This window comes from Citrobacter sp. RHBSTW-00671, assembly GCF_014103415.1.
Lineage (GTDB): Bacteria > Pseudomonadota > Gammaproteobacteria > Enterobacterales > Enterobacteriaceae > Citrobacter.
In genome coordinates, this window is the sequence record NZ_JABXPR010000001.1 from 1 (window position 1) to 23,506 (window position 23,506).

18 protein-coding genes, 5 pseudogenes and 1 riboswitch are annotated in these 23,506 nt (G+C 51.4%); of the genes and pseudogenes, 10 read left to right on the plus strand and 13 right to left on the minus strand.

The window, feature by feature from the left end:
* Positions 1-275: 275 nt before the first annotated feature.
* Both HV261_RS00005 and HV261_RS00010 read right to left on the minus strand, forming a co-directional pair.
* Positions 276-1,298: an IS110 family RNA-guided transposase gene (locus HV261_RS00005; RefSeq protein ID WP_001572362.1), complete on the minus strand. Its 1,023-nt coding sequence runs from the start codon at positions 1,296-1,298 to the stop codon at positions 276-278.
* A gap of 319 nt (positions 1,299-1,617) precedes the next feature.
* Positions 1,618-1,935, minus strand: a pseudogene (locus HV261_RS00010) (NIPSNAP family protein); the annotation flags it as partial.
* A 489-nt stretch (positions 1,936-2,424) separates the two neighbouring features.
* Between HV261_RS00010 and HV261_RS00015 the strand changes: the two are divergent.
* Positions 2,425-3,624: pseudogene (locus tag HV261_RS00015) on the plus strand (IS3 family transposase).
* Between the two features lie 240 nt (positions 3,625-3,864).
* Here HV261_RS00015 and HV261_RS00020 read toward each other — a convergent pair.
* From HV261_RS00020 to HV261_RS00030, 3 genes and pseudogenes are all read right to left on the minus strand, one after another.
* Positions 3,865-4,074: a YdgH/BhsA/McbA-like domain containing protein gene (locus tag HV261_RS00020; protein WP_032443218.1), complete on the minus strand. Its 210-nt coding sequence runs from the start codon at positions 4,072-4,074 to the stop codon at positions 3,865-3,867.
* Between the two features lie 437 nt (positions 4,075-4,511).
* Positions 4,512-4,661 (minus strand): annotated as a pseudogene (locus HV261_RS00025) (integrase core domain-containing protein); the annotation flags it as partial.
* A gap of 30 nt (positions 4,662-4,691) precedes the next feature.
* A protein-coding gene (locus tag HV261_RS00030; RefSeq protein ID WP_087728540.1) for an IS3 family transposase occupies positions 4,692-5,842 on the minus strand; the annotation gives its coding sequence in 2 pieces (ribosomal slippage) (positions 4,692-5,581 and positions 5,581-5,842; 1,152 coding nt in all).
* Between the two features lie 58 nt (positions 5,843-5,900).
* On the opposite strand from HV261_RS00030, the pseudogene HV261_RS27565 reads away from it, so the two are divergent.
* Positions 5,901-6,539: pseudogene (locus tag HV261_RS27565) on the plus strand (transposase family protein); the annotation flags it as partial.
* A 284-nt stretch (positions 6,540-6,823) separates the two neighbouring features.
* On the opposite strand, the gene HV261_RS00040 reads toward HV261_RS27565, so the two are convergent.
* Positions 6,824-7,174 (minus strand): DUF3147 family protein, encoded by a 351-nt coding sequence (locus HV261_RS00040; protein ID WP_016154441.1) that lies wholly within the window; start codon positions 7,172-7,174, stop codon positions 6,824-6,826.
* A gap of 323 nt (positions 7,175-7,497) precedes the next feature.
* On the opposite strand from HV261_RS00040, the gene HV261_RS00045 reads away from it, so the two are divergent.
* The gene (locus HV261_RS00045; RefSeq protein WP_151550363.1) at positions 7,498-7,677 is read left to right on the plus strand and encodes a YdgH/BhsA/McbA-like domain containing protein; all 180 of its coding nucleotides are present in this window, start codon (positions 7,498-7,500) and stop codon (positions 7,675-7,677) included.
* Positions 7,678-7,797: 120 nt separating this feature from the next.
* Here HV261_RS00045 and HV261_RS27885 read toward each other — a convergent pair.
* Positions 7,798-7,941, minus strand: a pseudogene (locus HV261_RS27885) (Tn3 family transposase); the annotation flags it as partial.
* A gap of 116 nt (positions 7,942-8,057) precedes the next feature.
* Positions 8,058-8,132, plus strand: a riboswitch (Fluoride riboswitch).
* Positions 8,133-8,174: 42 nt separating this feature from the next.
* Here HV261_RS27885 and HV261_RS00055 point away from each other — a divergent pair.
* From HV261_RS00055 to HV261_RS00080, 6 genes are all read left to right on the plus strand, one after another.
* Positions 8,175-9,137 carry a DHHA2 domain-containing protein gene (locus HV261_RS00055; RefSeq protein ID WP_009652407.1) on the plus strand — a complete coding sequence of 321 codons (963 nt, stop codon included), beginning with the start codon at positions 8,175-8,177 and terminating at the stop codon, positions 9,135-9,137.
* 3 nt (positions 9,138-9,140) lie between these two features.
* Positions 9,141-9,569, plus strand: coding sequence for a universal stress protein (locus tag HV261_RS00060; RefSeq protein ID WP_009652460.1), 429 nt, complete (start codon positions 9,141-9,143; stop codon positions 9,567-9,569).
* A gap of 15 nt (positions 9,570-9,584) precedes the next feature.
* Entirely contained in the window at positions 9,585-10,871 is a 1,287-nt protein-coding gene (eno, locus tag HV261_RS00065) for a phosphopyruvate hydratase (RefSeq protein WP_023336652.1), read from the plus strand.
* Between the two features lie 377 nt (positions 10,872-11,248).
* Complete coding sequence (locus HV261_RS00070) at positions 11,249-11,884, plus strand: 2,3-bisphosphoglycerate-dependent phosphoglycerate mutase (protein ID WP_223175621.1); 636 nt, start codon at positions 11,249-11,251, stop codon at positions 11,882-11,884.
* 34 nt (positions 11,885-11,918) lie between these two features.
* Entirely contained in the window at positions 11,919-12,293 is a 375-nt protein-coding gene (crcB, locus tag HV261_RS00075; protein WP_016154442.1) for a fluoride efflux transporter CrcB, read from the plus strand.
* Positions 12,294-12,402: 109 nt separating this feature from the next.
* A complete protein-coding gene (locus HV261_RS00080) occupies positions 12,403-12,663 on the plus strand; it encodes a cation-transporting P-type ATPase (RefSeq protein WP_016154443.1) in 261 nt (86 codons plus the stop codon).
* A 168-nt stretch (positions 12,664-12,831) separates the two neighbouring features.
* Here the strand turns inward: HV261_RS00080 and HV261_RS00085 are convergent, their stop codons facing one another.
* From HV261_RS00085 to HV261_RS00100, 4 genes are all read right to left on the minus strand, one after another.
* Positions 12,832-15,891, minus strand: a complete 3,060-nt coding sequence (locus HV261_RS00085; protein WP_080685893.1) for an efflux RND transporter permease subunit — start codon at positions 15,889-15,891, stop codon at positions 12,832-12,834.
* On the minus strand, positions 15,888-17,003 hold the full coding sequence (locus HV261_RS00090; protein ID WP_032950079.1) for an efflux RND transporter periplasmic adaptor subunit: 1,116 nt from the start codon (positions 17,001-17,003) through the stop codon (positions 15,888-15,890). The genes HV261_RS00085 and HV261_RS00090 overlap by 4 nt, the downstream gene beginning before the upstream one ends.
* 101 nt (positions 17,004-17,104) lie before the next feature.
* Complete coding sequence (locus HV261_RS00095; protein WP_009652412.1) at positions 17,105-18,271, minus strand: sensor histidine kinase; 1,167 nt, start codon at positions 18,269-18,271, stop codon at positions 17,105-17,107.
* Positions 18,268-18,963 carry a response regulator gene (locus tag HV261_RS00100; protein WP_032950081.1) on the minus strand — a complete coding sequence of 232 codons (696 nt, stop codon included), beginning with the start codon at positions 18,961-18,963 and terminating at the stop codon, positions 18,268-18,270. Before HV261_RS00100 ends, HV261_RS00095 begins: the two co-directional genes overlap by 4 nt.
* Before the next feature lie 127 nt (positions 18,964-19,090).
* On the opposite strand from HV261_RS00100, the gene HV261_RS00105 reads away from it, so the two are divergent.
* On the plus strand, positions 19,091-19,876 hold the full coding sequence (locus tag HV261_RS00105) for a MipA/OmpV family protein (RefSeq protein ID WP_016154445.1): 786 nt from the start codon (positions 19,091-19,093) through the stop codon (positions 19,874-19,876).
* A gap of 1,619 nt (positions 19,877-21,495) precedes the next feature.
* On the opposite strand, the gene HV261_RS00110 is transcribed toward HV261_RS00105, so the two are convergent.
* Together HV261_RS00110 and HV261_RS00115 are read right to left on the minus strand one after the other, a co-directional pair.
* Positions 21,496-21,687, minus strand: a complete 192-nt coding sequence (locus HV261_RS00110; RefSeq protein ID WP_016154448.1) for a heavy-metal-associated domain-containing protein — start codon at positions 21,685-21,687, stop codon at positions 21,496-21,498.
* Positions 21,688-22,032: 345 nt separating this feature from the next.
* Positions 22,033-23,502 carry an efflux transporter outer membrane subunit gene (locus tag HV261_RS00115; RefSeq protein WP_032950086.1) on the minus strand — a complete coding sequence of 490 codons (1,470 nt, stop codon included), beginning with the start codon at positions 23,500-23,502 and terminating at the stop codon, positions 22,033-22,035.
* Positions 23,503-23,506: the final 4 nt, after the last annotated feature.

A 23,506-nucleotide genomic window follows, 5' to 3' on the forward strand; every position in this document is an offset into this window, starting at 1 on the left:
TCGAAAATTATTGTACTATAAGGGCTTCCCCGGCGTGTCAACGCCGGTGTTTATGGTTTCTGTCTGCTCTTCAGTAAAAATAAAGGGGAGAGACTGCGGTACTATAAACGGCCATGATGAATCGTCATCGATTCGGACCCTGATGAAAGACGCGCGTGAGGTTCTTGTTCGTTAAGCGGATACGTATATCCTGTACAATAGCCAGATAGGCCTCACGGGGTCTAACCCTTTATCATCAACGAATTGCAGGTCAGATGGTTATTTTGTTTCGTGCTTTAGCTGGCTGAGTACAGCCTGAAATCATCACCGTAATGCAATGATGCCCAGCACAGCCTTGCGTTTTTGGCGGCGATGGCTACAACGGCACGCCAGTATCCTCTGCGATCGACCAGTGAACAGACCCAACGACTGAATAAATCAGTCCTTTTCTCGGCACCAATCAGAACCGAACGAGCCCCCTGAACCAGTAGCGTTCGCAGATACGAATCGCCAGCTTTAGTTATCCTGCCAAGCTTTGATTTCCCACCACTGCTGTACTGCGATGGCGTTAGTCCCAGCCAGGCTGCCAGTTGTCGCCCATTTTTAAAATCGTGTGCATTACCGATACTGGCGACCAGCGCACAGGCCGTTGTGGGACCAATCCCTTTCAGTTCCATCAATCGCTGGCTGCGGTGATCTGTTTTTGCCATGCGGGACAAAATCCGGTCATATTCAGTAATATTATCTTCAATACGATCAATGTGTTCCAGCAGGTCATTAACACATTGTTGAACCTGAAGTGGCAAAGAACTCTTCTGCTCAGAAACCATGTGACGCAGGGCATCTGTACTTTGTGGGGCGATGACACCGAATTCCGATATCAAACCTCTCAATCGGTTATATGTTGCTGTTTTCTCTTCGATAAAACCCTGTCTGATACGGTGTAGGCATTGCATCGCCTGCTGGCTCTCATCCTTCACTGGTACAAACCGCATATGCGGGCGACGAACTGCTTCACAGATAGCCTGAGCATCAGCTGCATCATTTTTGCCTGATTTACCGGCCATGCGGTAAGGAGATACAAATTTAGCAGCCATCAGCCGTGGTTCATGACCATATTGCCGAAACAACCTTGCCCAGTAGTGAGCCCCGGAGCATGCCTCCATCCCGATAACACAGGGAGGTAAACTGGCAATCAGCTCAGGAAGGGCAGCACGCGATACTTTGGGTTTAACCAGAACAGTTTTACCGTGTTGGTCAACGCAGTGAACAGCGAACACATTTTTAGCAAGATCGATACCGACAGTCGTGATGGTCATAACGAATCCCTCCGGGGCTATGTTTACCCCATGATTGCACAAGAGTTAATCAGGCGCATATCCAGGGGAAGTCCCTTCCATTCGTTAAGGCTGATTTTTTGTAAGTACCCCACTTAAACGCCCCATTCTCTTTCAGAGACCCTCTGGCACATGGATTAGGTTTTCCGAAAGCGAACTTCCGCTCTTCGCTCATAGATGCCGGTCAAACATCCCGCATTCAGCATGTGAGGCGGTAGCCTCATCTCTGATGTACTGAATAACAGTAACGTCTTGCTGGTGTGTCTATCCCGGCTTTACCATGACGTATAGCGATAGGGTCTAAATGCTCAACGGCACTCTCAGTGAGAGTCAGTACCGATTTAACGCTGATGCTTATTCTATCGATAATGGCCTGCCGGGGACCATGACGCCATGCTTCGCTATCATAAAAGGTGTCCTGGGCAGTTTTCAGGTGAGAGAGGCTGTTATAAGCCCTGATCAGATAGTAAGCATCGTCGTCATGTGCTGATATACCATAAGAAATAACATCCATTCCCACTGAACGGTGAAGTGGAACACTCACTTCTTTCATTATTCTATGAAAGTCTTTTCCAGTACCGGGTTTGAGGGTGTACAGCAAAAATTCGACAGTTTTCATCTTCGATATCCTATTCTGTTTTTCTCATCATAGCGAATTATGGCGACGTGTAGTCGTGAAACCGAACAGAAGAACTGGACTGCCAGGCTGTCCCCAGCAGTTATGGCTCTGAATGTCTCATGCGTGCCAGGAGCGGACGTTGCTAACATCGAGATGCTCTAATCTGCAAGGAGCAGCTCCCCCTTTATCAGACAATCTTGTCTGACGCTCCGGACAGAAATATGCTGGTTTTATCTGTTCAGAACACTGAACTATGTTCGGGAAATCACAGAGTCAGGCTAACGGAATAGAATAGTGAGCGGTGTCTTAACCCCTTAAATCGTAAAAGCACCGGTTGATAGCTGATGATGAACGCTTCTCTGATTTAACCAAGCATCGGCATTGAGAATGAATCAAAAAAGTGAAAATATCAAAGGGTAATAGCCTCCGTTTGAACCGGACACCTCACCAGTAAGACATAGTCATAGAGCTATGTTTAAGGAGTGTCCTGTGCAAAGAATCGAAGTGATCACTGGCGAGCAAAAACGCCGTCGTTATACTCCTGAAGAGAAAGCCCGTTTTGTTGCGCTCGCCATGCAGCCCGGCTACACCGTCTCACTCGTTGCCCGGCAATATGACATCACACCCAGTCTTCTTTTTAAGTGGAAACGGCTCATGAACGAGGGTGGAAAGTCTGCGATCGTCGCTGGCGACGAGGTCGTCAGTGTCTCCGAGGTCCAAGCGCTGGAGAAAAAAGTCAAACAGCTTGAACAAATGCTGGGCCGCAAGACGATGGAAGCCGAAATCCATAGGAACGCGCTTGAGATAGCCTAGGCAAAAAAGTTGATATCGCGCATGCCATTGCTGCCACCGGACGATACCTCCTCATCCGAATAGCAGAAGTGCTCTGCGTATCGCGTTCGAATCTTTATGAACGGCTGCTAAAGAAGCGCCAGCAGCGGCCAGCCCGCTATAGCAAAGATGATGACGCCCGACTGTTACCGCTTATCCGCCAGATATGCAGCGAGCGGGCGACAAACGGCTACCGTCGCGTGACGGCACACCTCAATCGTGCGCTGAAGGAACAAAACTGGCGGGTTAACCACAAACGCATTTACCGGATCATGCAGGCGAATAACCTGTTGCTGGCAAAATCTGGCCATAGAAAGCCAGAGCACAGTCATACCGGCAACGTCGTGACACTCAAGCCGGATACGCACTGGTGTTGAAATCCGCTGCTTGAATCGGGAAGTCGTGCGGGTAGTGTTCAGCCTTGACTGCTGTGATCGCGAAGCCATCTGCTGGTCGGCGACAACAGGTGGAATAAACAGCGTTATGGTGCAGGATCTGCTGACAACAGAGAGTGTGGAAAAGCGCTTTGGCAATACGCTTTACCTGCCACATGCCGTTGAGTGGCTGACCGATAATGGCTGTTGCTACATAGCGGACTCAATAAGAACGTTCGCCACCTCACTCAGGTTCATCGTGTGTACGACGCCAGTGCGCAGTCCGGAGAGCAATGGGATGGCTGAATCGTTCGTTAAAACGTTCAAGCGTGACTACGTGTATGTTAATGACCTGCCGGATGCCATGACAGTGATGTGAAAACTGACGGAATGGATGGAAGACTATAATAACTGGCATCCCCATAAAAGGCTGAAAATGCAGTCACCAAGGGAATACAGAAGTTCGCTGCTAGCTATAAATTAACCGTGTCCGTTTTAGCGGGGGCAACTCCACAAAGAGGACGTGGAGCTAAAATATTTGCACGGATAAAAAACCATACTTAACTATTAGTATTACATTAAAAAAATACGGACTCTTTATCAGCAGTCCGCTAAAGTCTATTCAAGGAAAAAACATGTGGCATATCAAGCATTAAAAATTAGTATATAGTGGCAGATTTTATCAAGGTATATATTCCTATAGATACCCTAAAATGATTATCTATTAATCCCCTAATTTAGCGGTCATATGCACTCGATTACCAGTATACGCAGAGAGAATTTTGTATGACGTTTGTGCTTCTTTTGCTTTAGCAGCAATTTTTGCTTCTGCACTGTCAAGAGTGGAAGCAGTTACGCTGACCGTCTGCGCCATACCAGAGAATGAGACAACAGAGAGAAAACCAGCTGCTGCGAGAAGTTTGATATTTTTCATAGTGATAACCCTAGTAAAGTTAATGTTCATCATAAGAGCATACTGCTCGTTTCCTGTTGATGAGCATTAAAAACCCTGCAACTACTATAGGGTCAATACTTTTTATTGTATTTTTTATATAGCGCTGACTGTCTTGAACATCCACTTATCGAGAAATTTTTCTTAAACAATAAAATTCACGCATAATCAATAAGATATGGCAATTTTTATATCGTTTTACACTGAAGATATTTTTTCTTACCCCATTTATATAGGTTTCAAAATATGTCTTTGCAGGTAATTGGAGGCTGGAACTCACGCATTCCTATCCCCTTCCCTTCAAACAACTCTAGCTTTACTCTGATCAAAAGAATAAATACCCAGACATTAAATCACGTGACATGAAATGCCAAAACTGTCTAAATAAACTGGACTGACCCCAGGATTAGATATAACCTTCAATTAGTAATGTCGGTTGGTTTTTCTTCATATTTCCCGTTTCGCCAGCCTGCTGGAAATTCAGCTGGAGTCTGGTAATCCAGCGATGAATGTGGACGGCACTCGTTATAATCCTGCCGCCAGTCATTAATCGTTTTCCTGGTGTGAACTGATCCTACCCACGTAATGTGGACACGGCCCTAAGCAAGGTTCTGGTTTTCAAATTGTTCAGGACTGAGCCCACCACAGGCACTGTGGCGACGCCAGCGATTGTAATCGCACTCAATATAATTAAATACAGTTGTTCTCATCATTTCCCGGCTGATAAAGCGTTCACCGTGGATGCATTCCACTTTCAGCGAGTGGAAGAAGCTTTCCACACACGCATTGTCGTAACAGCAGCCTTTCGCGCTCATGCTCCCGCGCAGATTATGCCGCTTCAGCAACGCCTGATAGTCCGCTGAACAGTACTGGCTGCCACGGTCAGTATGAACAATGACTTTTTTCGGGCGTTTACGCCGCCACAGCGCCATCTGCAACGCATCGCAGGTCAGTTGTGCCGTCATTCGCGGTGCCATTGACCAGCCGATGACAGCTCGCGACCACAGGTCAATCACCACTGCCAGATACAGCCAGCCTTCATCGGTGCGTAAGTAGGTGATGTCTCCCGACCACTTCTGATTCGGGCCGCTGGCGTAAAAGTCCTGCTTCAGCAGGTTCTCAGACACAGGCAAGCCATGCTCACGATAACTGACCGGGCTGAACTTGCGGGCTGCCTTTGCCCGAAGCCCCTGGCGACGCAGGCTGCCAGCTATCGTTTTGATGTTGTAGGCCGGGAGCTCATCCGCAAGCCGTGGCGCACCATACCGTTGTTTTGCATCAGTGAATGCTCTGAGAACCGCGGCATCACAGGCCAGACGGAACTGCTGCCGCGTGTTTATCTGATGACGCCGGGAGCACCAGGCATACCAGCCGCTACGGGCCACGCGCAGCACCCGGCACATGGCTTTGATGGTGAACTCAGCCTGATATTTTTCGATAAAAACATACTTCATTTCAGGAGCTTCGCGAAGTATGTCGCGGCCTTTTGGAGAATAGCCAGCTCCTCTGCCTGCTCCGCAAGCTGGCGTTTAAGCCGGGCATTTTCAGCATCCAGTTCGCTTTCGCGTGCAGATGATGTCAGTTGTTGCTGTTGTTTTTTTCGCCAGCCATAGAGTTGCGATTCATACAAACTGAGTTCGCGGGCAGCGGCAGCGACGCCAATGCGTTCAGCAAGCTTCAGAGCTTCCTGGCGGAATTCGGGAGTGTGCTGTTTACGCGGCTTTTTACTGACGGTTACTGATTTAGTCATGTGAGCTACCTCTGGTTGAGAGTTTACTCACTTAGTCGCGTGTCCACTATTGGCGGGTATCTGTGCCAACAGCTCTCAGGCCAAGGGCCGCGTTAAGCGCGCCAACCTGACGCTGCAGGAGCGGCTGGTTAAGGAGATGTGCCTGGAGAATATCACCTGCATTGATGCCGCCAACGCCTGGATCGAAACGTTCATCAGCGACTTCAACCACCGCTTTGCCAGACTGGCAAAATACCCGAAAAACCTTCACCGCACGGTCTAGAGAGCCACCTGGAACTGGACGACATTTTCGCCTGGCAGACGCTTCGGACGCTCTCAAAAGCACTGACTTTTCAGTATGAAAAAATCCTTTATCTGGTTGATCCCACTGACGAAAACTCACGCATAGTCGGAGAAGAAATCCTCGCTTTTGATTATACGGACGGTACGCTCAAATTCCGCCATGGAAACAGAACACTGAAATATCAGATGTTCGATAAGCTGGACTGCATCAGTCAGGGGCGCATCGTTGATAACAAAAGGCTTGACGCGGTGCTGAAGCTGGCGAAGGAAAAACAGGATGAGCTTGAAGCCGCAGGAAAAAGAAAGGCGCAGCCAGAGTATGCCTAAAAGGCGGGCACAGATTCAGGCTCAGCTCAGAGCCATCAATCCGGTTCTGGCTGAACCCTCTCTTTTCAAATCAAGCCTGAAAAAATGAGCTCACTGCCCTTTTTTCTTCATCAGAAATCAGCAGAAAGTGACATTTAAAACCGGGAAATCAGGGTGACATTATCAATAAGGAAAGACAGCGAGTATAATAGTTGTAATATCCGCACCTCCCCAGAACATCTGAATTTGTCTTTGACAGAAAGAACCGCGCTTCCGGCAGGAAGCCGGCCCCCTTGAAAACTCTCTTATCCTGTTAAAAAGCCTGATATGGTTCGGAGTTAGTCGGTGTTTCCTCCGGCAATAGTGCAGTTGGCTTCACAACAGCGTACATTATCACATCAGATTTATGCCAAAACGGCGTAACGCACTGGCCCACAAAAAGAAAATAAGGACGGTTACGACACAGCAGCTACCCAGCGTGATCCAAAAGCCAAATCGCTGACAGAAAACAGGGAATAGTAAAAACATAGGTAGTGTCGGCACTACATACCAGAATGTATACCACGCATGATTGGCTATTTTTTGCTGACTCTGTCCTTCCAGCTTCATCCACACGAGCACAAGCACAGTAACCAGGGGAAGCGCGGCGACAAGACCACCAAGCCGATCACTACGCTTGGCAACTTCAGAGATAAAAACAACCATTCCGGCGGTGATCGCGTACTTAATCAGTAGCCATAACATCATAAACCCTCACTAATCCTGTAAGTTAACGGCCCTGCACCGACCTATCTCCCCAGCGCAATCCCGGTTTCGCGGTGTCTGTTACGGCCGTATTTTCTCATGCCTCGTCAGCCACGGTGAGGCTCTTTCAAGAGCTGGGTTGTATGAAAACGAAAAAACACAGCCAACAATAATTTACAAAATAACTTATTGACCCTGTATTTACTACAGGGTTTTTAATGCACATCAACAGGTGAGACGGCGATGATGCCGGTATCACCAGATGACCAGATAACCCAAGGAATATAAAAAAAAAAAATATCAAACTGCTTGTTGCTGCCAGTATGCTCTCCGTAGTCTCATTCTCTGGCTTCGCCCAGTCAGTCAGTGTTACTGCTGACACACTCAGCAACGCGGAAGCGAAAATTGCCGCTATCGCCAAGGAATCCGGTGCTTCGTCCTACCGCATCACCAGTGCAGACCAGAACAACTTTGCCCGCATGACTGCAGTCCTAGATAAGTAACCCGGGACTGTACTACCCTGAACCTGACCAGTTAACGCAAGAGATGGTCGCAGAGCAAATAGCCGGACTGGCTGTCCCCCAGTGGGATGCATCTGGTTCCGCTGGCGACCTCACACGCAATCCCTCACTGTAACGTTTTCTGATCTCACCACGCTGGCCATAACAGATTGCCCTAGCCACTGCATTACGACCTTCTCTCCGGTTAAGCTGAGTCAGGATACGTCGGCGATAATACTCATCATAAATATAATTAAGAAGGTATAAATTGCTTCATTCGGCGCACTATTGTAAACGTTTTTGGCGGGACAGGATGTACTTGTGTGTACGAAACCGAGGGCCAACAATAAATATTGATTTAATGCAAAGGCCCATATAAGATTGATTTACAAGGTGATGGTGCTCCACCTTTCCCAACCGCCGGTTTTTCAACACCGGATGATGGCGCCTGATATACAGATGAAGTTGTCCTCTTATAGGCATGTATGTCAGGTATAGCTATGCAAAATAAAACCACATTACCGCTTACCGCAGAATCTCTCTCTTTTCAAAGAGATAATCCGATTTATGTCTTCGGTCATCGAAATCCTGACAGCGATGCTATTTGCAGCGCGCTGGTTGTGGCTGACTGGCTTAATTACACCGGTCGTCCCGCAACGCCCTGGCGCCTGGGGGATATCACCCCGGAAACCCGTTATATCCTCAACGCTGCGGGTGTTTCACAACCCGATTTACTCACCGTCGATCTGACAGATAAAACCGTATGGCTGGTTGATTTTACGGATGCAGAGCAGGGACCGTCTTCGCTGATGGACAGCAACGTCATCGGCATCATTGACCATCATCGTATTGGTACCCTTGTTACCCGCAATCCACCGGATGTCTGGGTGCGGGCGGTAGGATGCTGCGGAACAGTAATTCTCTCAATTCTCATGCATGACATTCCGATGCCGCTGACTGCCGCTCAGGCTGTGTTGCTGATGGGGGCGATCCTCAGTGATACCGTTGCGCTGACGGGTCCCACCACCACCACTCAGGATCAGGAATCCGTGGCTGTTTTGCGGGAAATCGCCGGTATCGATTATGACCAGTTTGTGACAGGGCTGCTGCGAGCCAAAACAGATATAACCGGGCAATCCGCGTCGGTTTTACTCAATCGTGACGCCAAAAATTACCGGATCCATGATGTGCCGCTGTTGTTGTCACAAATTGAGGTCCGCGACATGGCTGATATTACTCCCCTGTTGCCTGAGCTACTGCAGGAAATGGATAAAACCTGCAAGGACAGCGTGCTGGACATGGTGATCCTGATGGTGACAGACATTACCAGCCGGAACTCCGTTTTGCTTTTTTCAGACAGCAGCCTGACAGGCTCCCGCCAGGTATCGCTGCCCGGCATGACAAGCCGGAAAAAAGAAATCCTCCCCTGGCTGACCAACCGCTTCGCTTCTTATAAGAGGTGATTTATGCAAATTTACCGGCATGCCTTGTTACTTGTACAGAATGAAACCGATGGTCTGCTGTTGCTTGAGCAGGCAGAACGTCTGGCAAAAGAGATGGGCACCCGTATTACTGTCGGGCATCTCAGTGCTGACTATAGGGAACTGGATTATACCAGTGACTCATTAACCAAAGACCGTCAGTCCCGCGAAGTTATTGATGCAAAGGCAATGCTTAGCCGTCTGGTGGAGTCCAGCAGTATTGATATCAACGTCAGGTCCATCGTCAGCATCCATCGTTTCCGGGACGTTGAGGCCGTTGTTCAGCATGAAGATATCGATCTGGTCATGCTGGGGCATGAAAACCGCCTGTTCGGGGTTTTTTCCTCCTTTTCTTTCGAATTCATCAATCACCTTTCTGTTGATGTTCTGATTAAACATATTCCAGCCCCTTAAAAGAAGGTCAAACTTATGAGCTTTGAAATTGAATGTATCATCGCAAGAGAAATTCTGGATTCCCGCGGTAACCCGACCGTAGAGGTTGAAGTGACTTCTGTAGGGGGCAGTATGGCCCGTGCCTCCGTTCCTTCCGGTGCCAGCACCGGCTCCCGTGAAGCCATCGAGCATCGCGATGATGACAAGACACGTTTTGGCGGTAAAGGTGTTCAGGATGCGGTCCGGTGCGTCAATACCGAAATTAACGATGCCCTGCAGGGCTACGATGTACGCCGCCAGAAAGAAATCGACAACTGTCTGATTGCCCTTGATGGCACAGAAAACAAAGGCCGGCTGGGTGCTAATGCGATCCTTGGCGTATCGCTGGCAGTATCCCGCCTGGCGGCACAACTATCCTCTACCCCGCTCTACCGCTATCTGGGTGGCGTCGGCGCGAATCTGCTGCCGGTTCCCTGTATGAATATCATTAACGGCGGAGTTCATGCCCGCTGGCAGGGCGCTGATTTTCAGGAGTTTATGATTGCACCATGGGGAGCCTCTTCCGTACGCGAAGCTATTCGCTGGGGCAGTGAGGTCTACCAGGCCCTGCGTCAGGTCCTGCTGGAAAAAGGTTTATCCGCCGGCGTGGGCGATGAAGGCGGTTTTGCACCGGCCGTTTCCTCAAACCGTCAGCCGCTGGAGCTTATCGTGGAGGCAATTAGCAAGGCGGGATACCGCCCAGGCGAAGATATCGTTATTTGCATGGATCCGGCCTCCAGTGAATTCTACGTCGATGGGAAATATACCCTGCGTACCGAAAATACCCGGCTCAGCGCCGACGAAATGACCCGCTACTATGAGCAACTGGTGAAGGATTTCCCGATAGTCCTGATTGAAGATGGCCTTGCGGAAGACGACTGGGCCGGCTGGCAGCTCCTGCACCGCGCGCTCGGCGATAAAGTTGAGCTGGTTGGCGATGATATCTTTGTGACCAATGTGAAATATATCCAGCGAGGTATCGATGAAAACCTGGCCAATGCCGCATTGATCAAACTGAACCAGATAGGCACCCTGAGTGAAACCATCGAAGCCGTCCAGTTGTGTCAGGATAACAACTGGGGAACCTTTATTTCGCACCGGAGCGGGGAAACCGTGGACAGCTTCATTGCAGATATGACCGTCGGCCTGCGGGCTGGTCACCTGAAAACCGGTGCACCCAGCCGTGGGGAGCGCATTGAGAAATACAATCAACTGATGCGTATTGAAGATGAATTAGGTGATGCCGCCATCTTCGCCGGTAAAGCCGCCTTCAAAAAACGCTGATTCCGTCACCCTTCCCGTATGCTCAGATACGGGAAGGGGTAGGGTGGTTCTGTGAACGGAAAAATACTCATACTGTAACAGCAACGGGGATCCAGGCAAACTGTCTGGTTTTCCTGATCGCTGATGCCTTTTTTAATATACTGCCGGATGATACCAGTGCCGTTGTAATCGCGCTGTTCATCGGGAGCGGTGCCCATCTTCTGATGCGTCACCTCCTTGACCGGAGTCTAGGTAAATCCGGGTAATCAGTACAAACAACTCAACGGGTTCAGGTCCTTCCGGTTCAGTTGTGGGTGACAGACAGGTAGTTGTTATGGGGAAAATTATTTTACTCCGCCATGGCGAAAGTTAGTTGAATCGCAAAATCGTTTTACCGGATGGGAAAATGTCCCGCTGATGCTGAAAGGAGTGGAGGAAACCCGGCGCGCAGCAAACCTGATAAAACGGTCCGGAATCAGTGTGCCACTACAATCATAGATGGAGCCTGCACATCCGTTCTGAACCGGGCAATTCATTCGCTCTGGCTGATAATGGAAGCGCTGAATCAATTGTGGTTACCGGTGGACAAATCATGGCGGTTAAATGAACGTCATTACGGTGCGCTTCAGGGAATGAACAAAGATGAAGCCACTCAACAGATTGGCCAGAAAATCGTTTATCACTGGCGGAGGAGCTATCGTGGTATCTCCCCTCCGTTGCCGGATGCACCTGCTTCACTTCATCGTGAGGCACGTTATCGTCATGTGTCCCTGACGGATTTGCCGGGGGGAGAAAGTCTGGAAATGACGCAACGAAGGTTGTTGCCTTACTGGCACCACGTCATTGTCCTGCGCGTCGCCAGTGGCGAAACCATGTTGCTGGTCAGTCATGCTAATACACTGCGTGCGCTGACCATGTTTATTGAGCAGATTGATGAAAATAAGGTTCCCGATCTGCATGTCCTGACGGGAATCCCCGTACTGTATGAAATGAATGAAAAACGGGCCATCACCGCACGTTATTCCCTTGAATGACGGTCTGATGGTGCCCTGATTTCAGCGAGGTGGTATGTACAAATCATTATTCGCGGTGGTGATAGGCGGATCGATCGGCTGTGTGATCCGCTGGATACTGTCCATGCGTCTCAATGCACTTTTCCCCAATCTTCCACCTGGTACCCTGGTGGTTAATCTGGTTGGCGGATTTATCATCGGTATGGCACTGGCCTTTTTTGTCCGGCAGCCTCACCTTGATCCCGCCTGGAAGTTTTTTATTACCACCGGCATATGTGGCGGTATGACAACCTTTTCCACCTTTTCTGCTGAGGTGGTGGTGTTACTTCAGAATGGCAATTATGCATGGGCTGTCATTTCCGTACTGACGCACGTAACTGGCTCGCTTCTGATGACTGCCACTGGTTTCTTTGTGATGACACTGCTGTAAAAGCATATGCGCCATACACTTAACCGCGCCATGTCTCCGGCAGATTTTCATTTTATCGCCATAACAACATACCTGACCTGCCGGGTCAGGTATTTCCGGAGAAGGGTGTATGGAGATGCTCCCTGAGAATATCGTGAAGGGACTTTCCGAAGCCGAGGTGCAGACCCGGCTGGGTCAATGTGGCTATAACGAAGTGCGTGAACAGCCTCCGGACCAGGTGCGTGCTATCCTCAAACGTCTGCTGGGTCCCATCCCCTGGATGCTCGAAATTGCGCTGGTACTTGAAGTGGTTCTGGGAAAGACGACTGAACCAGTGCGCGCTCAGACAACGACGAACCATCCATTCACCTCATTCGGAGGTCACAGATAGTCGCTGTCTCACACGCCGAATCCCCTCCTGAGTTCACCACGATCCAGCAGGTCATGGCGGCGTCCGGCGCCATGATCCTAGCAGTCGCAACCGGCAGCGACGGTCATCCCCATATCCGCGGGTTGCAATCATTAGTCGAAGCACTAGGCGATGATACGGCAGGACTCGTCAGGGATACGGTTTCCAGTGAAAGATTAGACTTATTGCTGCCGGCAGTAGTGTCAGCGTTGCCAGTGTGGCTGAAAGCAGCCCACCAATAATGGCAAATGCCATCGGTTCCCAGAAAACATCCCGGGCAATCGGCAGCATCCCGAGAATGGCCGCCGAAGCGGTCAGCATGATGGGGCGTGAACGGTGCAGCGCGGCGACTTTGATCGCCTCATCCGCAGTGAAACCATTTTTCATCCCCACATCCACTTCGCTAATAAGAATGACGGCATTACGGATGATCATCCCGGCCAGTGCAATGATCCCCAGCAGCGCCACAAACCCCATCGGTATGCCAAAAGGCAGCATAGCCACAACTATCCCAGGCAAACCAAACGGTGCCATCAGCAGGGCCAGCAGCATCGACGAAAAGCGTTGTAACTGAATCATCAGCAGTAACAGCATCACCATCAGCGTGACAGGCAATACCGCATACACTGAGCTGTTTCCTTTCTCCGATTCCACAACCACTCCACCTTCCTCCACACTGTAACCCGGCGGGAGACTCTCCCGGAAACCGGCAACCACCGGAGAGAGTGCCGATGACACGGTCTCTGCACGAACGCCGGGCGCGGTATCCGACTGAACCGTGATAAACGGCAACCGCTGCCGACGCCAGATAACCGGATCATCCAGCGTCCATTCTGGCGTGGCGACCTGTCCCAGGGGAACTTTATTCCCGGTCGATGATGTCAGCATCAGAGCATTCAGTAACGCCGGGTTTTGTCGTGAGGCTTCATTTCCCCGCAGCACCACATCAATCTGGCGGTTACGGTCGCGCAGGGTGGTCACGGTGGTTCCGGAAAACAGCGTGGCAAGCGTTCCTGCCAGTGACTGAGACGTCATGCCGGTGGCACGCGCCTGCGTCTGATCCACCCGCAGACGGATGACCCGCTCCGGTTCACCGGACGTCAGATTGACACCCCGGGTATCGGGATTGCGGGCAATCATCCCTGCCAGTTGCGTGGCCAGTTCACGTACACGGGTATTATCCGGCCCGGATACCCGGTATCTGACCGGCCAGCCCACCGGAGGGCCCAGCTCCAGTGTGGATACCCGGGTTGTGAGCGTACTGAAATCTTTCGACAGGATCTGCTCAAGCTGTTTCTGCAGCCGGTTTCTCGCCGCTTCATTTTTCGCCACTACGACCAGCTGGGCAATGTTCTCTTTCTGCAGCAGAACATCCATCGGCAGATAAAAACGCACAGCGCCGGAACCGATGTAGCTTGAGTAATGGTCAATATCAGGATTATCGCGCAACTTCGCTTCAAACTTCAGGACGTCGCGGTGCGTCTGTGCCTGGCTGACATTCTGCGGCAGAGTCAGGCTCACCAGCAGCTCCGGGCGATCGGACGCTGGGAAAAACTCACCCTGCATCAGCAGGGCTCCGCCCCCGGACAATATCAGTATCGCCAGGGCACAACCGAGTGTCTTGCGCCGGTGCTGCATCACCCGGTCGAGCAGGCGGGTATAATGACGGTGAAAGAAACTGTGCTTATGTGACTGATGTGAATGCTGTTCCGGCAGTAACCAGACGCCGGTAAGCGGCGAGAAAAGAACCGCAACCAGCCATGAGCTCAGCAGCGCTGTCAGTACCACCACAAACAGGGAGTAGCAGTATTCTCCTGCGCTCGATGCCGCAAATCCCACCGGTATAAATCCGGCAATCATCACCAGTGTCCCCGTCAGCATCGGGAACGCGGTGGTACGAAATACCTGCGTGGCGGCCACACTCAGGGCATCGCCAGCCTCAAGCCGCGACACCATGGCTTCTACGGTGATCATGGCATCATCAACCAGCAGTCCCAGTGCAATGATCAGGGCACCGAGGGAGATTCGCTGTAGCCCTATTCCGGCCAGTTCCATCCCGGTAAATGTCATGGCCAGCACCAGCGGAATGGCCACGGCGACCACCAGACCTGCCCGGCTGCCCAGCGAAACAAAAGAAACGGCCAGCACAATAATAACGGCCTCAACCAGCACCTGGACGAATCCTCCCACCGCGTCACTGACTACGGCCGACTGGTCTGCCACCTTCTCCACACTGATCCCGTAAGGAAGATGCGTGCGGATCCTGTCCATCGTCGCGTTCAGCGCCCGACCAAAATCAACAATATTTCCACCGCGAGCCATCGAAATCGCCAGCCCGAGTGCTGGTTTACCGTTAACCCTAAACTCCGGTGAGGGCGGATCTGCCTGCTGCAGTGTGACCGTGGCCAAATCGGTGAGGGGGATAAAACGGTTTCCGGTATGCAGCACAATTTGCCGCAGGCTGTCCACGGATGTGAAGGCGCCACTGACTTCCACCGACATATTTTCCTGTGATGTCCGGATACGTCCGGCGGGCGTGACGGCATTCTGTGCCTGCAGAGCCGCCGTCACCTGCTGAAGATCGAGTCCCATTCCCGACAGTTTCAGTGGATCAAAAGCAATCACCACCTGTTGTTCGCTGTCACCCAGCAGCGTAACTTTCCCTGTTCCCGGAACAGCCAGCAGAGATGTCCGGATATCATCGACGGTATCGCGTAACTGCCGGGGAGTGAAGCCGTCCGACGTGAAGCCATAAATTGTGCCGTATGTATCATCGAATTCATCATCCACGGCCGGGGTGGTGGTGCCGTCCGGCAGGGATGCCCGGATGTCGTCCATCTTTTTCCGCACGCTATACCAGATACCCGCAACCTCTGACGGCGGTGTGTCATCACGCAGGTTCACAAAAATCACCGACGAGCCCGGACGCGTGTAACTCTCGATATAATCCAGATGTGGGATTTCCTGGAGCTTCTTCTCCAGCGTGTCGGTGACGAAACTGACGGTATCTTTTACCGTTGCGCCCGGCCACTGTGCCGACACCACGGTGGTCTTAATGGTAAACGCCGGATCTTCGCTGCGCGGCAGATTCAGAAAGCTCATGACGCCTGTCACCGTGACCATCAGCATCAGAAAAGCCACCAGTTGTCGGTGGGCCAGTGCCCAGGCAGAAAGATTAAAACCGCCGGAAGCGTGCATAACATTTTTCATTTTTGGTTCTCCGTCAGCACGTTTTCCCCGTCACGTAACTGACTGACCCCGGCAGTGACCACCTGTTCACCGGCTGTCAGCCCTTTGCGGATGAGCACCGAATCGGTCATATAGGCCGCAATGTCAACGGGTGTCAGGCGCAGGCGATTTTTGCCGGTGTCCACCACGAACACTGCCGGTTTCTGTTCTTTCCTCGTCAGGGCAGATGCCGGTACCTGAAACACTTCACTGCCGCCCAGGGGTAATGACCCGGTGACCGTCGCCCCCATAGCCATTACCGCGGGTGCATTCTCAAGGTCATAGCGTACCCGCCAGGTCCGGGTCTGTGTGTCGGCCTGCGGGCTGATGTCACGCAGCGTTCCGGTTACCGACACCGACGGGTTATCCGCCATACGCAGGGTGAGTGTCTGCTGCTGTTTCAGGGTGTCAGCCAGAGCCCCCGGTACGCTGAAGACCGCATCACGGGCCCCTGACTGCGCCACCCGCAGGATTTCCTGTCCGGTGGTCACTACCTGTCCCGGACCGGCGCTGACGGTGGTGACCACCCCGGTAACCGGTGAGAGCAGTCGCGCATACCCCAGACGGTCCGCTGCACTGCTCAGGTCGGCCTGAGCGCTCTGCAGTTTTGCTGTTGCCGTGTCGCGGTTTGTGCGGGCCTCGTCAAGCTGAACCCGGGCAACCGCACCCTGCGGGGCAAGCAGCGTCATGCGTCGCAGGTTTATCTCAGCAAGCCTGACGCTTGCCCCGGCTTCCTGTACTACCGCCTGAGCACTGCGGTACTGATTACACAAATCGGTATCATCCAGTTCAGCCAGTACCTGCCCGGCAACCACTGACTGCCCCACATCCGTGAGTCGTTTCACCATCCGGCCATCGGTACGGAAGCCGATAATCGTCTCTTCATGGGGCAATATTTCACCGGTCATCAGCGTCTGCCCACCATGATTGCCGGCAGATACCTCCGTGGTCATCACCGGTCTTGGTGGGACATGGCGGGATACCGGCTCATTATCACAGCCGGTCAGTTGCAGGGCGAGGGCGAAAACCAGGGCTGAGCCCCGTCGCCAGAAAAGCAAAGACGCTATCAGGGGGATGAATGAATATGATGGCATGGCAGCCTCCGGAAAAAATGCTGCCATGAGTAAACCGCAGGTGTGTCCAGATACGTTCGACGAACCATCAAGATTTGGTCAAGAAAAGTGAAAAAGAAAACTCATACGGGCAGTTTCACCCGAAACAGGAGTCCGTTCCCCTCTTGCGGGATACTGGCGGTCAGCGTTCCGCCGTGAGACTCACAAATGGCTCTGGCAATCGACAGACCCAGTCCACTGCCTCCTGAATGACGGGAACGGGAAACATCAGAACGGGTAAACCGGTCAAACATCACCGGCAGAAAATCCGGTTCGACGCCCGCGCCGTAATCCCGGAAGGAGAACGTCCAGTAGCCTGACTGAACGGAACCCTGTATCGTTTGCTTCCCGCCTTCCGTCGCGTAACGCAGTGCGTTCTCCATTAAAATGGTAAAGACCTGTCCGATTCGCAGCGGGTCCGCACAACATTCTCCCGGAGGGATATCCGTGTCGTAACCGAAATGCCCGGCGGTAGCCTGTGGCCGTAGCCAGGCAATCTTTTCCTGCAGTAATCCGGCGGGTGAGAAGCGTTGTTTATTCAGCGTAAGCTGCCCTGCATCAGCCAGTGAGAGCAGGTGCAAATCATCAATCAGACGGCTGAGGCTCAGGAGCTGGTTCATCACCATATTCATCTGCGCTTTATCAGCCGGGAATACGCCGTCCATCATTCCCTGTAGACGGCCCACCGCGGCCGTCAGTGGAGAGCGCAGTTCATGCGCGGCTGCAACATGAGATGCCCGTAATTCCCGGTCATAACGTTCAAGTCTTTCGGCCATGGTATTGAAGTTCTGCGTAAACAACATCAATTCAGAGGGCGCACTTGCATCCATTTTTGAGCGAGTGGTAAAACGCCCCTGCGCTATCGCTGCGGAGGCTCGCGTCAGCAGACCGAACTGCCGGGCGAGAGGCCGGGCGGCCAGCAAACCGAGCATAATTATCAGCGGTGTCACAAACAGGACCAGCCCTCCCAGCGTCAGCCAGTCTGTTGACGCAATGGACGGATCTGAGAACTGCAGTCCGTACCAGTCATCAATAATTTCATGGTAACGGATGCGATTAAGATCGGGATTTTCCCGCAGATGCAGAAATTCCTGTCGTACCGCCTCCGGCATCCGATGCTGTACCCAGGCATCCAGCAGGGCAAAACGCAGCCACATGCACAGGGCGATAAGCACGACACTGCCGGCCGCCAGCGACAACACCCTGACGCAAATCCAGCGCCATAATGAACGGGACTCTCTTTTTTTCATGGCTGCAGATACCGGTAACCGATCCCTCTCACGCTGGTCAGCACACCGCTGACCCCCGCTTTTTCCAGTTTGCGGCGTAGGTTATAGATGTGTGTATCAACCACCCTCTCCAGCGCATCACTTTCCGGCAGGCAGTGTTCAAGCAGCGTCTGACGGGAACAGACGCTCCGGGGGCGGGTCATCATCATGTCCAGCAGTGAAAACTCGGTGGGGGTCAGCTCAAGGTGCACCCGGTTTTCATCGTGAATAACAGCGACTGACATGGTGTCCCGGTTGAGTTCAACGGCCCCCACCCGGCGATAATTTTCAGCGCTAGCATGCGCTGCCGCCCCACGCCGTAACACCGCCTGCACCCGGGCCACGACCTCACCCGGATGATAAGGTTTGACGACATAATCATCCGCACCGAAGCGTAAGGCCCCGATACGGTCCGGGGCCTCGCCCATTGCGGTGACCATTATCACGGGAACATCGGATTCGCGGCGCAGCCGGCTGAGTATTTCTGTTCCGGTCATACCCGGCAGCATGATATCAAGCAGAATAAGTGCAGGATGCTGGGTAAGGGCGGCTTCAAGTCCTGCTTTTCCATCATGGGCCAGTATGACCCCGAAGTTTTCACGACGAAGATAGGCTTCGAGCACATTCGCCGCATCCCGGTCGTCCTCGATAATCAGAATACGTTTTGTGTTCATTCATTCTGCCTTGATGGTTTCTTGATGGTTTCCACGCTGAGTCTTGATAAAGCATCGTCATAATCCACTGCGGGTGGCCGGGCGGGTCACAGCTTACCGTAATGCATAAACATAAAACGAGGGATATATGATGGCAACGTATTCGTCTGTAACAGGGTGTACAGTGATCCTGCTGGCAGCGACCTGCGGGTCCGCTATTGCCGACAGCGGCAATCAGGATGGAGTGACGGTGGGGATAATGGGAGAAAACGCCCCCCGCTACAGTGGCGCGGATAAGCAGCACTGGACAGTGATGCCTTCCCTGCAGGTCCGTAAAGGCGCGTTTTTCTTCGACTCAACAAAAGGTATCGGTTATGACCTGCAGACGGATAATGGCCTCTATTTTGAAAATGCGTTCGGATACAGTTTTGGCCGTGCCGATCAAAATTCATCGTGGCGCGATGGTTCTGACAAACTGAAAGGAATGGGAAACATCCGTGGTGCACTGAACACGCAGGTTGCTGTTGGCTGGCAGGTGAACAGCTGGTTTACCCCGGAAATCCGTGCAACTCTGCCGCTGACGGATTCACAGGGGGTACAGTACCAGGCCTCGCTGACGCTCGTGCCCTGGCAGAACGACACAGATACGGTTGCCCTGCAGGGCGCGGCACTTTTTGGTGACGCCCGGTACATTAACACCTGGTACGGCGTTAATGCTGCCCAGAGCCGCACAACCGGTTTCCGGGAATACAACCGTAGCGCAGGATTTTATGCTACGCAGACTACCCTGAGCTGGCAGCATCAGTTTAATGAACACTGGGGCACCCTACTGGGCGCTTCATATGCCTGGCTTGCGGATAAAACCAGTGACAGTCCTGTTGTGTCAGCGCGAGACAATATCAGCGGTTTTGCTGGTATCAACTGGACATTCTGACACGCCAGGAACTGGCAGAGTCTCCGAAAAGTGGACTATCAGAAACATATATTTGAATGTTGATATCAGATGATGTTTTGCGAGTCATCTACTGGCTTGGAAATGGCTTCAAGCCCTGAGTGATATATCACCGGAAGATTACGAGCAGGAGCATGTACTATTACACTTTCAGTGGAGTGGATTATAAGCGCAGGATAATAGCATATGAGGACAGCATTAAAATTCATTACACTCCCAAATCCTTTATCTATATTCTCGCTAGTATAAAATCATGTATAGCGAAAGAAAACCCTAGCACCTTAAATAAGACCGCACCGACAGTCTTTTGCGCCGAGGTTCTTCTCCCCCCCATAAACAATGACCACGAAAATATCAGGAAAACTACGACATCACATGTCAGATGGGCCGAATCCCAGCTTAACCAGAATTGACGAATGAATACTTGAAAAATTTGACATAAATTGAATATCGTCATTCCATAATAGTATGGGCATAGTACGAACTGCCAGCTAGTTTGTTCCGTCCGTTGAGTCTCTAACTGACTATTATTTTAAGACTAACATATCAGTCTCTTTGATTTTTAGATAGCAATAATATTTGCTGATATTACTTCATTGAGTACTTCTACCGCCATACTGGCATCAAGATTCTTGACCGACACATAGACCTTTATATGAGCCTCCACGCTATCGAGAATTATCTCGAGCGTACGGTCAAGCTCTTCTGGATAGTAGTTCATCACGCTGTCGAACACGCTATTGTACGATGCCCTGACAATCCCATTACATACCGTAAGGAATAAGGCGATATTTCTCATTCAGAACTGAATCACATGCGGTAGCAGGAGGATGAAAATCAGCTACTGAAGAAACAGGTGGCTGGCCTGAGTGTGGACAAGGAGATGCTTCAGGAGATGCTGAAGCAAAAGTTCTAAGGCCGGCACAGAAATACCAGTCGGTGCATTCTCTGCGGGAAGCATATCGTATCAACGCCTACCGGGGACGCGGGTTACTAATGCAAAGCAGAACTGTTTAACCGCCGCTATCGGACATAAATACTGGATTTTAATCTATTTAGAACTCAGAATGAGGTACGGGAGAATTACATTATGCTGGCTGAGGTAATACAATAACGAGCGGCCTCATGAATCTCTGAATAACCTGATACAGGAAGAGGTATCGGCTGATGACTGAAAACCCGGAGCTATCAAGAAGTGCATGGAACAAAAATGGCATGCTTAAACTTACAGCGTTTGGTTTACGTATACTTCGCTCTTCTTACTTTTTATGATGATAAATTTGGCATACCACCCTGTTCTTAATATATTTAAAAAAAACCAAATACTCCCTCCACAAATACTTGACGTCACATGATACATTAATGAGGCCTTAAAAGAAAAAACCGATGATTTAGTAAATCACACATAAATATTGAACACAATACATTTAACATAGAGAAAAAATTAGTGAGTTAAGTAATAGACATATTAAATCAAAACTACAACTCAAGACATCTAAACACCCCACCATGGTGCATAATAATAACAGAAATACTTCTAACCGTAAGGATACATGATAAAAAATGGTTACCACAGCGGGGAGGTAACCATTTTTAGTTAACTACTCTCTCGGAGGAAAACCTGCCTCACGTAAAGCATTAGCAACTTGTTCAGTAGATAAAGAAGTTTTCACTTCGATCTTACGAGTCGGTGGATCAGTTATGATACTTGCCTCAGGATCAATATTTTGAATCACTTTAGTCACTGTCCGGGCACATCCGCCGCATGTCATATTTTCTAGATGTAATTGCATATATATATCCTATTTAGTTGTAGTAACTTCAATGATAGAACTTGCCACCGTTGTAAGGTCAAGCCCTATCGCCAAAAATTTTCGTGCTTATATTCTCTGACTAAGCGTTTCACCTGAGGTGGGGATATATACTGCCCCAAAGTATTTCAAGTAAACCGTTCAGTTGTGCTTTCTGCCGGCTGTCGGGCAACAAGACGAAGACGTAGCAGTCCTCGCAGTAAAAGAAGTGGTTGCCGCGCCGTAACCCCTTATCCCTACGACAATGCAATACGCGGGCGGTTTTATCCCTCCACCCACGTATTGCCGACCTTATCGCCAGACAGTGGCGTTAACCTGCCCGGAGAGTTATGGCTTAGCCGGAGAGCTTTCTGTCCATCCGCCCCCCAGCGCTTTATACAAATTGACCAAATTGCTCATTCGCGCCAGTCGGGTCTGAACCAGAGTTTGCTGTGCACTGAACAGCGCTCGTTGCGCGTCAAGCTCCGCCAGATTATCGTCAATACCGGCCCGGAAGCGCTGTGAGGCCAATTCATAGTTAGCCTGGCTGGCCTGCACCAACAATTGTTCTGAACGGAATTGATCGTCCAGGGTTTGTCTGCCCGCCAGGCCATCAGCCACTTCGCGGAAGGCAACCTGAATCGCCTTCTCGTAATTCGCAATTTCGATGCGCTTTTGTACCTGGGCTAGGTCCAGATTGGCGCGCAGAGCGCCTCCCCGGAAAATAGGCAACGAGATTTGCGGAACAAAACTCCAGGCCGCTGACCCCGGCTCGAACAACCCGTCCAGACTCGAACTGGCCGTACCAGCCGATCCTGTCAAACTGATTGCCGGGAAAAATGCCGCGCGAGCGGCCCCGATATTGGCATTGGCCGCACGCAGTTGCTGCTCTGCCGCACGGACATCCGGACGACGCACCAGCAATTCTGCCGGCAAGCCCGCCGGCAACGCGGAAGGGATGATGTCATCGGGCAAGGTATTCGCCTTATCCAGGCTGGCCGAGAGTTCGGCCGTCAATGGCTGCCCTAAAAGCAAAACCAGTGCATTGCGATCCTGCGCCGCCACCCTCGTATAAGCAGCCTGACTGACTTCCGCAGTACGCAACGCAATCTCTGCGCGCCGCAAATCAATTTGCGTTGCATTACCCGCATCAAACAGCGCCTGGGTCAATGCGTAAGTCCTCTTTTGCGTGCTCAGCGTATCGTGAGCCAGTTGCAGCAACTCCTGATCCGCACGCAACGTCAGATAAGCGTTTGTCACCTCAGCGAGCAGGCTCAGCCTTGCCGCAATCCGTGTTTCATCCAACGCCAGGTACGTTGCCAGCGCCCGATCGCTGAGGCTACGAACCCGTCCCCACAAATCCAGCTCCCAGGCTGACACCGCACCATTAACCTCATAACTCCGCGTTATCTGCGTTGTACCACTCGGGCTGACATCTGCGGGCAGACGCTGCACGGTAGCGCCCGCATCCACATTCAGTGTTGGCAACATATCGGCACGACGGATCCGGTACTGAGCCCGCGCGGCCTCAACATCCAGCACCGACTTGCGCAGATCGCGGTTGTTTGCCAACGCGACCTCAAGTAATTGTTGCAACAACGGATCACGATAGAAATCGCGCCAACCGATATCAGCCACGGCAGTCTGAGCCGCTGAAACTGTTCCCTGAGCATAAGCCGCTCCCGAAGGATAGCTTGAGCTCGTTGGTGCAGAAGGCCGTTCGTAGTCCGGCGCCATAGTACAACCGGCCAATACCAGCGCCATCGCCAGCACCGAGAGTTTATTAATACGATGGTTCATTTCATACTCTGCTTTCATTATT

What these genes read in the sequence shown, in the direction of transcription:
- eno (WP_023336652.1), top strand. Translation starts at nt 9,585, where the DNA reads ATGAGCTTTGAAATTGAATGTATCATCGCAAGAGAAATTCTGGATTCC.
- HV261_RS00020 (WP_032443218.1), bottom strand. Translation starts at nt 4,074, where the DNA reads ATGAAAAATATCAAACTTCTCGCAGCAGCTGGTTTTCTCTCTGTTGTC.
- HV261_RS00095 (WP_009652412.1), bottom strand. Translation starts at nt 18,271, where the DNA reads ATGAAAAAAAGAGAGTCCCGTTCATTATGGCGCTGGATTTGCGTCAGG.
- HV261_RS00100 (WP_032950081.1), bottom strand. Translation starts at nt 18,963, where the DNA reads ATGAACACAAAACGTATTCTGATTATCGAGGACGACCGGGATGCGGCG.
- crcB (WP_016154442.1), top strand. Translation starts at nt 11,919, where the DNA reads ATGTACAAATCATTATTCGCGGTGGTGATAGGCGGATCGATCGGCTGT.
- HV261_RS00070 (WP_223175621.1), top strand. Translation starts at nt 11,249, where the DNA reads ATGGGAAAATGTCCCGCTGATGCTGAAAGGAGTGGAGGAAACCCGGCG.
- HV261_RS00080 (WP_016154443.1), top strand. Translation starts at nt 12,403, where the DNA reads ATGGAGATGCTCCCTGAGAATATCGTGAAGGGACTTTCCGAAGCCGAG.
- HV261_RS00045 (WP_151550363.1), top strand. Translation starts at nt 7,498, where the DNA reads ATGCTCTCCGTAGTCTCATTCTCTGGCTTCGCCCAGTCAGTCAGTGTT.
- HV261_RS00055 (WP_009652407.1), top strand. Translation starts at nt 8,175, where the DNA reads ATGCAAAATAAAACCACATTACCGCTTACCGCAGAATCTCTCTCTTTT.
- HV261_RS00040 (WP_016154441.1), bottom strand. Translation starts at nt 7,174, where the DNA reads ATGTTATGGCTACTGATTAAGTACGCGATCACCGCCGGAATGGTTGTT.
- HV261_RS00005 (WP_001572362.1), bottom strand. Translation starts at nt 1,298, where the DNA reads ATGACCATCACGACTGTCGGTATCGATCTTGCTAAAAATGTGTTCGCT.
- HV261_RS00090 (WP_032950079.1), bottom strand. Translation starts at nt 17,003, where the DNA reads ATGCCATCATATTCATTCATCCCCCTGATAGCGTCTTTGCTTTTCTGG.
- HV261_RS00110 (WP_016154448.1), bottom strand. Translation starts at nt 21,687, where the DNA reads ATGCAATTACATCTAGAAAATATGACATGCGGCGGATGTGCCCGGACA.
- HV261_RS00105 (WP_016154445.1), top strand. Translation starts at nt 19,091, where the DNA reads ATGATGGCAACGTATTCGTCTGTAACAGGGTGTACAGTGATCCTGCTG.
- HV261_RS00085 (WP_080685893.1), bottom strand. Translation starts at nt 15,891, where the DNA reads ATGAAAAATGTTATGCACGCTTCCGGCGGTTTTAATCTTTCTGCCTGG.
- HV261_RS00115 (WP_032950086.1), bottom strand. Translation starts at nt 23,502, where the DNA reads ATGAAAGCAGAGTATGAAATGAACCATCGTATTAATAAACTCTCGGTG.
- HV261_RS00060 (WP_009652460.1), top strand. Translation starts at nt 9,141, where the DNA reads ATGCAAATTTACCGGCATGCCTTGTTACTTGTACAGAATGAAACCGAT.